The organism is Chloroflexota bacterium (genome assembly GCA_018825785.1).
Taxonomy (GTDB): domain Bacteria; phylum Chloroflexota; class Dehalococcoidia; order JACVQG01; family JAHKAY01; genus JAHKAY01.
Window position 1 is genome coordinate 1 of sequence record JAHKAY010000015.1, and the last position, 10,022, is coordinate 10,022.

Genomic DNA, 10,022 nt, shown 5'->3' on the forward strand with positions numbered 1-10,022 from the left:
AGCGCTCATCCGAGGGGAACTCCCGAAGCACCCCGCCGTGGTTCGAGACGTAGAAGCGGTATTCCCAGAAATAGGGGACAAAGACTGCCACCTCATCCCCCCGGTTGAGGATGACCTTCAAGACCACATTGAGCCCCCCCGCCGCCCCCACCGTCATGACTATATGTTCGTAGGTAAAGGGCAGGCCGGTCTCTCCGGAGAGCTGGCGGGCAACAGCGGCCCGGGTATCGGGATAGCCGGGGTTAGGCATATAGCGGTGCATGCCGGGGAGGGGAGAGCCTGCTAATCTCTTCAGCTCCCGGCGGAAGGCCTCCGGCGGCTCCAGGACCGGGTTGCCCAGGGAGAGGTCAAAGACCGCCTCCTCCCCCAGCTCCCGCTTGAGCGCCAGGCCTTCCTCAAAGACCCGCCTTATCCAGGAACCCTCTTTTAGCTCCCGCTGGATCCGGCGCGATATGAGCATACCCCTCACCCCCTGGCCCCCTCTCGGGGGAGTGGATGCGATTGACACATCTCTCCTGAGAGGGGGATGATCGTTGATATCTCCAATTCTGTGCCCCTGTAGTATACCCTCTCGACCAGAAGCCGCAAGGGCGAGGGTCTATTGGGGATGCCGGTCTGTCATGGCGACGGAGTCTGCGGTGTTGTCGCTCCACCGGGGAGAGGCGCCCAGCATGGGTAGCGGCCAGTGTCAGGCAAGACACCCAGGCCGGTGGCGTCTGCATACATGACCCAAATCCCCCCCGGCTCGCGAGAGGTAGAAAGACTAAAGCCCCTGGAGGTATTCCTGGATATACCATGCGCGGTGTGCGGCAAGCCGATGGCCAATACCTGGAAAAGAGAGCAGGAGGAGAGGATTTTCAAGGCCTGCGGCATAGCCCACCCGGAGTGCTGGGAGACCCCCTTCGGCAGGGTGATGCATAAGGAGACCTACCTCAGGTTGCTGAATAGCCATGAGGCACTATCCAGTTACGGAAAGAATCAGCAGAACAACACGGCGCTTTGTTACAGGAAATTAGAGGCTTGAGGCAGGACGTGAAAGAGAGGGAAGCAGGCTTTGATGGATGCTACGACGCAATTAGCAGTAGGAGGATTAGCTGCTACCGCTCTTCTTCTCGCTATTATCGCCGTCTTGAGATTTCAATCAAGGCGAGAACAAAAGCACACGCCACAAGGAGAAAAGTCAGCCACTCCAAAGACAGAAGACCAGCAAGGATTGCACCAATGACGAAAGCTGCAATTCCTGATATTACTGGCTTCTCTACAACCAACTTTATTAGACTGCCAAAAAGGGACATCCCGATGCCAGAATATACACGAGTTCAGGGCATAGGGTCAACCATTATTGAACTGAACCCAGATATCTCAGGGCTTGCGTCCCGCAGGACTTGGTGGTAAATTAGATGGCTAGTGTGGTAAGCCAGGAAACACCTCTTGTAGGAACGGTCCGCCGTATCCTGGCCTCTTTCCCCCGGGAAAGAAGCCTCCTCATCACTATTATGGAGAGGGCCCAGGAGGAGTTGGGCTATCTTCCCCCGGAGGCCATGGAGGATATAGCCCGGCATCTGCGGATGTCCAACAGCGAGGTTTTCGGGGTGGCCACCTTCTACAACTTCTTCCGCTTTATCCCCTCGGCCAAACACGAGATAAAGATATGTCTGGGAACCGCCTGCCATGTAAGGAAGGGGGACCAGGTCTATGATGCTGTAGCCCGGGAACTGGGGGTGGAGGCAGGGCAGGTGACACCCGATATGAAATTCGGCCTGGAGAGGGTGGCATGCTTTGGCTCCTGTGCCCTGGCCCCGGTGATGGTGGTGGACAAGACAGTCTTCGGCCGGGTGACACCATCAAAGGCCCGGGATATCATCAAGCTGGTGGACAAGTGAGCATCGCTGAAGTCTTTCTCCCCCTTCAGCAGCGGGCCCGGGCCAGCTGGCGGGCACTGACAGAGAGCCCCATCCCCCGAATCCTGGCGGGTGAGGCCACCTGTGGCCGGGCGGCGGGGGGCACCAGCGTCATCGAGACCATCCGGGAAGAGCTGAAACGCCTGGGGATTGAGGCCCGAATCATAGGGGTGGGGTGCATCGGCCTGTGCTACGCCGAGCCCATGGTGGACATTATCAAGGCTGGCCGCCCCCGCATCTCCTATGGCTTCATGGACCCGCAGAAAGTGCGGGGGCTGCTTGAGGACTATCTGGTGCGGGACAACCCCCGTCCTGACCTGGCACTGGGCAGCTTTGATGGCGGGGTGGAAGGCATCCCTCGCTTCTGGGACCTGCCGATGCTCAAGCCCCAGGTGAGGATTGTCCTCAAGAACTGCGGCCATATTGACCCTACAGACATTGACCACTACCTGGCCAACGATGGCTACCAGGGCCTTGTCCGGGCCCTCCAGATGAAGCCGGAGGAGGTAGTTGCCGAGGTAAAGAAGTCCGGGCTGAGGGGGCGGGGCGGGGCGGGCTTCCCCACCTTCCAGAAGTGGGAGTTCTGCCGGGCCAACCCGCCGCCACGCTACCTGGTGTGCAATTTTGACGAAGGCGACCCAGGGGCCTTTATGAACCGCTCCCTGGTAGAAGGGGACCCACATGCGTTGCTGGAGGGCTTGCTCATCGCTGGCTATACCATCGGCTGTGCCCGGGGCTTCATCTACGCCAGGGCGGAATATCCCCTGGCCCTGGAGAGGCTGAGGTTGGCCCTCAAGCAGGCCAGGGAATACGGCCTGCTCGGGGAGAACATCCTGGGCTCGGGCTTCAGTTTCGACATAGAGATAAGAGAGGGAGCAGGGGCCTTTGTCTGCGGGGAGGAGACCGCCCTCATGGCCTCCATTGAGGGAAGGAGAGGAATGCCCCAGCCCCGTCCCCCCTTCCCCGCAGTGAAGGGCCTCTGGGGCCGGCCCACCAACATCAACAATGTGGAAACCTACGGCACCCTCCCCCACATCCTGAGAAACGGGGGGGAGTGGTATGCCCAGTTCGGCTCGGAAAAGAGCAAGGGGACCAAGACCTTCTGCCTGGTGGGAAAAGTGGTGCGCACCGGCCTCATTGAGGTGCCTCTGGGCACCAAACTGAGAGAGGTAGTCTACTCTGTGGGCGGGGGGCTGGTGGAGGGGAAGGAATTCAAGGCAACACAGACAGGGGGTCCTTCAGGCGGCTGCCTGCCGGCAAGCACCCTGGACCTGCCCATTGATTACGAGTCTCTCGCCGCCGCCGGCTCCATCATGGGCTCCGGCGGCTTGATAGTCATGGATGATGATACCTGCCCGGTGGACATGACCCGCTATTTCCTCGCCTTCACCCAGCGGGAGTCCTGCGGCAAGTGCGTTCCCTGCCGGGTGGGGACCCGCCAGATGCTGGGGATGCTTGAGGCCGTCACACGGGGGGAATCGGTGGACCTGGACTACCTGGAAAAGCTGGCCAGGAATGTCCAATTCACCTCCCTTTGCGGCCTGGGACAAACAGCCCCTAATCCCGTCCTCACTACCCTGCGCTATTTTCGAAATGAATATGAGGCCCATATTCGCGAGAAGCGTTGCCCCGCCCTGGTGTGCAAGGCCCTTATCAACTACTATATTCTGCCTGAGAAATGCCGAGCCTGTCTTATCTGCATGAGAGACTGTCCTGTGCAGGCCATCACCGGCGGCAAGAATCAAATTCATGTAATAGACCAGGCCAAATGTACCAAGTGCGGCACCTGCCTGGAGGTCTGCCCCCTCCGTTTCGGGGCGGTAACGCGGCTCTCCGGTGTCCCAGTCCCCGCCCCTCCCCCGCCGGAGAAGCTGATCCTGCATAGGGCCAAGTAGAGGCAAGAGCCGTGGAAGAGGCCTGCTGCTGTCTCAACTGTGACCCAGAAAGAAGGTAGCTATGGCCGATACTATTGCGCTCAACATTGACGGCAAGGAGGTGGAGGGCCGCCCGGGGATGACGGTCCTCCAGGTGGCACAAAAGGCGGGCGTCTATATCCCCACCCTCTGCTACCATCCCCTCCTGGAGCCCTACGGTGGCTGCCGGATGTGTATTGTGGAGATAGAGAAGATGCGGGGCCTCCCCCCCGCCTGCACCACCCCCGCCCAAAATGGCATGGTGGTCAAGACCAATACCCCCCAGCTCCAGGAACTGAGGAGGGCGGTACTGGAGCTCATCCTCTCCGAGCACCCTCACGGCTGCCTCACCTGCGAGCGGCGGGAACGCTGTCAGCCGGGGGATGTCTGCCTGAGAAATGTCGCCGTTACGGAGCGCTGTGTCCTTTGTCCCAAGAACCGCCACTGTGAGCTTCAGGTGGTCTCCGACTACATCGGCATGGTCGGCCAGGAGATAAAGCTGGCCTATAGCTACCGGGGCCTGCCCCTGGAGACCATGGACCCCTTCCTCAGCCGGGACTACAACCTGTGTATCCTCTGTGGCCGCTGTGTGCGGGTCTGCCAGGAGGTCAAGGTCAACGGCTGTCTCGCCTTCACCTACAGGGGGAGCCAGGCCCTGGTGGGCACTGCCTTTGGCCGCCCCCATACCGAATCGGGTTGCGAGTTCTGCGGGGCCTGTGTGGACATCTGCCCCGTGGGCACCCACATGGAAAAGGAGGCCCTCTGGGCAGGCTTCGGGGATAAGTCGGTCACCACCACCTGCCTCTACTGCGGCACCGGCTGCCAGCTAAAGCTGGAGGTGAAGGGGCAGAATATCCTCCGGGTCCGCCCCGACCCCGATGCCTGGAACCAGGGCCAGGCCTGCGTCAAGGGCCGCTTTGGCATCAGGGAATTCGTCCACCACCCGGAGCGCCTCACCACCCCCCTGATAAAGAAGGACGGCCGCTTTGAGCCCGCCTCCTGGGAGGAGGCCCTGGACCTGGTGGCAAGAAAGTTTTCCAGCTACAAGCCCGATGAGATGGCGGTCTTCTGCGCCGGCAAGTGCGCCAATGAGGACAACTATGTGATGCAGAAGTTCGCCCGGGCGGTGCTCAAGACCAACAATGTTGACCACTGCGCCCGCCTTTGCCATGCCCCCACCATCCCGGGCCTGGTCCAGACCTTTGGCAGCGGGGCCATGACCAACCCCATCAATGACCTGTCCAACTCGGAGCTCATCTTCGTCATCGGGGCCAACACCACCTTTGCCCACCCCGTCATCGGGATGAAGGTAAAGCAGGCCACCCGGAAGGGGAAGAAGCTCATCGTGGCCAACCCCAGGGAGATTGAGCTGGTCAGGTTTGCCGATATCTGGCTCCGCCTTAACCCCAGCAGCGATGTGGCCCTCCTCATGGGCATGGCCCGGGCCATCGTGGAGGCGGGGCTGGAGGACAGGGAGTTCATCGCCCAGCGCTGTGAGAACTATGAGGCCTTCCGGGAGAGCCTGAACCGGTTTGACCCCGCCTTCGTGGAGAAGACCACAGGTATTCCCTGGGAGACCATCGCCCAGGCGGCCCGGCTCTATGCCCAGACCAAGCCGGCGGCCATCCTCTACGCCATGGGCATCACCCAATCCACCCACGGCACCGATAATGTCATCGCCGTTGCCAATCTGGCCATGCTCACCGGCAATGTGGGCCGTCCGGGGGCCGGGGTGGACCCCCTGCGGGGCCACAACAATGTCCAGGGGGCCTGCGACATGGGCGGCCTCCCCGAATATTTCCCAGGCTACCAGAGGGTGGATAACCCTGAGCTGAGGAAGAAGTTTGAGGAGGCCTGGGGGACAGACCTGCCCTCCGCCCCCGGCCTGACTCTTTCGGAAATCGTCCACGCCGCCTATACCCGAAAGCTGAAAGCGCTCTATATTATGGGGGAGAACATCGCCCTCTCCGAGCCCTGCGTCACCATGTGCCAGGGGGCCATGGAAGAGCTGGAGTTCCTGGTGGTCCAGGACCTGTTCCTTTCGGACACGGCCAAGCTGGCCCAGGTTGTGCTCCCCGCCTGTTCCTTCGCCGAGAAGGACGGCACCTATACCAGCACCGAGAGGAGGGTCCAGCGGGTTAGGAAGGCCATAGACCCCATAGGGGACTCCCACCCCGACTGGTGGATAATCTGCCAGATAGCCAGGAGGCTGGGGGGAAAGGGCTTTGACTACGAGCACCCCTCCCAGATTATGGCTGAGACCGCTCGCCTGGTGCCCCAGTATGGCGGCATTAACTATGAGCGGCTGGATTCTGGAGGGCTCCAGTGGCCCTGCCCCACCCCCGACCACCCCGGCACCCCCATCCTCCACACCCAGACCTTCACCCGGGGGAAGGGCCACTTCCTCCCCCTGGAATACCGCCCTCCTGCGGAGCTGCCCGATAAAGCCTATCCCCTCATCCTCACCACCGAGCGCAGTATCTACCAGTTCCACACCGGCACCCTCTCCCGCCGGGTAAAGGGGCTCAATGAGCTCCACGGGGAGGAATGGGTGGAGATGAACCCCAGTGATGCCCGGGCCCTGGGCATCACTACCGGGGATGTGGTAAAGGTCACCTCCCGGCGGGGGGAGGTGGAGGCCCTGGCCCTGGTCACCGAGGCCTCACCCCCCGGGACCGTGGCCATGACCTTTCACTTCCTGGAGAGCCCCACCAATGTCCTCACCAACCCCGCGGTGGATCCCGTGGCCAAAATCCCCGAGTTCAAGTTCTGCGCCGTCCGGGTGGAGAAGGCGGATGGGAAGAGGGAGGTCCACCCCAAGGGAGTGGAGGCGCTCAACAGATAAATCCAGCCCCAAACTGGTATAATACGAAAGGAGTCTGAGAAGTTGCCTGAAATTGTCCGGCGGGAGGAGGTAGCCTCCCGCACCATCTTGCTGGAAATAGCTGCCCCGGAGGTCGCCCGAAAGGCCCAGGCGGGGCAGTTTGTTGTAGTTATTCCCGACGAAAGGGGGGAGCGCATCCCCCTTACTCTGGCCGACTGGGACCCCGAAGCGGGCACTATCACCATTGTCTTCCTCGTGGTCGGCACCAGCACCCAAAAACTGGCCTGGCTCGCCACCGGGGACAGCGTCGCCCACCTGGCGGGACCCCTGGGCCGGCCCACCGAGGTGGAGAATTTCGGCACAGTGGCGGTAGTGGGGGGCGGGGTGGGCCTCGCCGCCGTTTTCCCCATCGCCCGGGCCCTCAAAGACGCCGGAAACAGGGTCATCACGGTTATGGGCGCCCGGTGCCGGGAACTCATCTTCTGGGAAGACCGGCTATGCAGGGTAAGCGATGAGCTCATCATCACCACCGATGACGGCTCCTACGGCCGCAAAGGGGTGGTCACCCAGCCCCTCCAGGAACTCCTCCAGGCCGGTCAACGGCTGGACCGGGTCATCGCGGTGGGGCCCACGGTGATGATGCGCTTCGTGGCCAAAACCACCCAGCCCTTCGGGGTAAAGACCATCGTCAGCCTAAACCCCCTGATGCTGGACGCCACCGGCATGTGCGGTGTTTGCCGGGTGAGGGTAGGCGAGCTGACCAAGTTCGCCTGCGTGGACGGCCCGGATTTTGACGCCCACAAGGTGGACTGGGAACTCCTCAAGGCCCGACAGCGGAGCTATTGCGATGAAGAGAAGTGCTCCCTGGAGCGCCTGGAGCACCTCGCCCCGAAGAACCCGGGGGAGGGCGGCCATGCCCGAGCTTAAGCCTAACCGGACGCCCCTGTCCCACCGCGACCCCCACGCGCGCCGCCAGGACTTCCAGGAGGTCGCCCTTGGCTTCTCCCCCGAGGCCGCTAAAGAGGAGGCCTCGCGCTGCCTAACCTGTCCCAAGCCCAAGTGCGTCCCGGGCTGCCCCGCAGGTATAGATATACCCAGCTTCATCAAGGCCATCCAGGAAGAGGACATGCCCCTGGCAGTGAGGGTCCTCAAGGATAATAACAGCCTGCCCGGGGTCTGCGGCCGGGTCTGCCCTCAGGAGACGCAGTGCGAGGTCCGTTGCGTGGTGGGGAAAAAGGGCCAGCCTCTGGCCATAGGAGGCCTGGAGCGATACGTGGCCGACTGGCAGCGCCGTGAGAGATACCCCGACGCCCCCCTGCAGGCCAGGCCCACGGGGAAGAAGGTGGCAGTGGTGGGGTCGGGTCCGGCGGGCCTCACCTGCGCCGCTGATCTTGCCCGGGCCGGCCACCAGGTGAGCGTCTTTGAAGCCCTCCATGTCCCCGGGGGCGTCCTGGTCTATGGCATCCCCGAGTTCCGCCTCCCCAAGGAGATTGTCAGGATGGAGGTGGACTACATCCGCTCGCTGGGGGTGGACGTCCGGCTGGACATGGTTGTGGGCAACACCTTCACCCTGGACGAGCTTCTGGCCTCCGGGTATCACGCCATTTTCCTGGGCACAGGGGCTGGCCTTCCCCAGTTCCTGGGGGTCCCGGGGGAGAACCTCATCGGCATCTATTCGGCCAACGAGTTCCTCGTCCGTGTCAACCTGATGAAGGCCTATCTCTTCCCCGAATACGATACCCCAGTGAAGCGGGGGGAGCGGGTGGCGGTGGTGGGCGGGGGGAACGTGGCCATGGACGCCGCCCGCTGTGCCCTGAGGCTGGGGGCCAAAGAGGTGGTCCTTCTCTACCGGCGCACAGAGGCCGAGATGCCCGCCAGGAGGGAAGAGATGGAGAACGCCAGGGAGGAGGGCATCATCTTCAGGACCCTGGCCGCCCCGGTAGCCTTCCTGGGGAACAACGGGAAGCTGGCGGCGGTGGAGTGCCAGGAGATGGAGCTGGGGGAGCCCGACGCATCTGGCCGGCCCCGCCCCATCCCCACCCAGCGGCGCTTCACCCTGGAGATAGACCTGGGCATTGTTGCCCTAGGGACCACCCCCAACCCCCTCGTCCCCGCCACCACACCCGGCCTCCAGACCTCCTCCAAAGGGACCGTGGTGGCCAACGAGACCGGTCAGACCACCCGCCCCCAGGTGTGGGCCGCCGGTGATGTGGTCAGCGGCGCCGCCACCGTCATCTCCGCCATAGGCCAGGCCAAAAAGGCCGCCCAGGCCATCTCCACCTTCCTCCAGAACGGGGCTTGAAATGCGGCAAGGTCACCGAGTTTGAAAGCCCCCACATCCCCGCCCTCAAGAGAGAGGTCGCCCGCGCCTTCCACTACAAGGTGAAAGGAGCCGAAATCCACCTCTCCGGCTACTGCCCCCCTGTGTTCTCTCACAACTTATGGTACAGGTGCGTACAATGAGGGATGCGCAGAAGAGAGATTCGGGAGATAATAGAGACCTGGAAGGCATGTGGTGAGAGCTACTCGGAGGCAGCCCGCCGCTTGGGCATTGACCGACGGACCGTCAGGCGCTGGGTATATCGTGGCCGCCAGCCGTGGGGCTACGTACGGTGGCAGGGGCTGGAACGCGGCTCTACGGCACCCAAGAGGCCCCAGAGGGCTCTTGCGAGGGAGCAGGAGCAGCAGATCGTCGCGTGGCGCAGGCAAGGAGGCTTCTGCCGCGAGAAGCTGGCTGCTCTGGCTCGGGAGCAGGGCATGGATGTCTCGGCATCCTCCATCCACCGCCTCATGGCACGCCATCACCTGCTGCGGCCAGCGCACAGGCATCGGCGACCCCGCTTTCAGAACGGGAAGGCCATGAGACCCAGTAACACTCCGGCTCTGGGCTACCTGCAGATGGATGTCAAGTGTGTAACGCCGGAGCTCTCAGGGCTCCCTTACACCTGCTACGAATACGCTGCCATAGACATCCTCTCCAGGTATAAGGTGGCCCTGCTGCTCCCGGTCCTGGACGAGGCTGGCGCCATCATCACCCTGCGCCACGTGGTCCAGACCTGCCTCTTCCCCGTCACCTACGTCCAGACGGATAACGGCTTGGAGTTCCAGCGGCGCTTCCACCAGCTGTGTGAAGAGCTGCGAATTGACCACTACTACATTCACAAGAACTCCCCCAGGGAGAACGCCGTAATTGAACGCAGTTTCCGCACCGATGAGGATGAGTTCTTCCTGCTCCTCCAGGAGGAGCCAGAGGATATCAATGAACTGAACCGGTGGTTCCAGCATTACCTCCACGTCTACAACACTGAGCGGCCCCATATGGGGCTTAATATGCAAAGACCAAAGGAGGCCATCGCCCTGTACCAAAAGTCGTGAACCATTACA

The 10,022-nt window shown here is 62.3% G+C and carries 9 protein-coding genes; 8 read left to right on the forward strand and 1 reads right to left on the reverse strand.

Annotated elements, in window-relative coordinates; genetic code table 11:
• A partial coding sequence (locus tag KJ624_02845; GenBank protein ID MBU2008778.1) for an aminotransferase class I/II-fold pyridoxal phosphate-dependent enzyme occupies positions 1-460 on the reverse strand: 460 nt, incomplete at its 3' end.
• Positions 461-709: 249 nt separating this feature from the next.
• Here KJ624_02845 and KJ624_02850 point away from each other — a divergent pair.
• The 8 genes from KJ624_02850 (at position 710) to KJ624_02885 (ending at position 10,013) form a co-directional block, all read left to right on the forward strand.
• Positions 710-1,024 carry a hypothetical protein gene (locus KJ624_02850; GenBank protein MBU2008779.1) on the forward strand — a complete coding sequence of 105 codons (315 nt, stop codon included), beginning with the start codon at positions 710-712 and terminating at the stop codon, positions 1,022-1,024.
• An 8-nt stretch (positions 1,025-1,032) separates the two neighbouring features.
• The gene (locus KJ624_02855) at positions 1,033-1,395 is read left to right on the forward strand and encodes a hypothetical protein (protein ID MBU2008780.1); all 363 of its coding nucleotides are present in this window, start codon (positions 1,033-1,035) and stop codon (positions 1,393-1,395) included.
• Positions 1,396-1,400: 5 nt separating this feature from the next.
• The gene (locus tag KJ624_02860) at positions 1,401-1,883 is read left to right on the forward strand and encodes an NAD(P)H-dependent oxidoreductase subunit E (protein ID MBU2008781.1); all 483 of its coding nucleotides are present in this window, start codon (positions 1,401-1,403) and stop codon (positions 1,881-1,883) included.
• Positions 1,775-3,796 carry an NADH-quinone oxidoreductase subunit NuoF gene (locus KJ624_02865; GenBank protein ID MBU2008782.1) on the forward strand — a complete coding sequence of 674 codons (2,022 nt, stop codon included), beginning with the start codon at positions 1,775-1,777 and terminating at the stop codon, positions 3,794-3,796. The genes KJ624_02860 and KJ624_02865 overlap by 109 nt, the downstream gene beginning before the upstream one ends.
• A 61-nt stretch (positions 3,797-3,857) precedes the next feature.
• Positions 3,858-6,659: a formate dehydrogenase subunit alpha gene (gene fdhF, locus KJ624_02870; protein ID MBU2008783.1), complete on the forward strand. Its 2,802-nt coding sequence runs from the start codon at positions 3,858-3,860 to the stop codon at positions 6,657-6,659.
• Positions 6,660-6,701: 42 nt separating this feature from the next.
• A complete protein-coding gene (locus KJ624_02875) occupies positions 6,702-7,565 on the forward strand; it encodes a sulfide/dihydroorotate dehydrogenase-like FAD/NAD-binding protein (protein ID MBU2008784.1) in 864 nt (287 codons plus the stop codon).
• Positions 7,552-8,940: an NADPH-dependent glutamate synthase gene (gene gltA, locus KJ624_02880; GenBank protein MBU2008785.1), complete on the forward strand. Its 1,389-nt coding sequence runs from the start codon at positions 7,552-7,554 to the stop codon at positions 8,938-8,940. The genes KJ624_02875 and gltA overlap by 14 nt, the downstream gene beginning before the upstream one ends.
• 164 nt (positions 8,941-9,104) lie before the next feature.
• Entirely contained in the window at positions 9,105-10,013 is a 909-nt protein-coding gene (locus KJ624_02885; protein MBU2008786.1) for a DDE-type integrase/transposase/recombinase, read from the forward strand.
• Positions 10,014-10,022 lie beyond the last annotated feature (9 nt).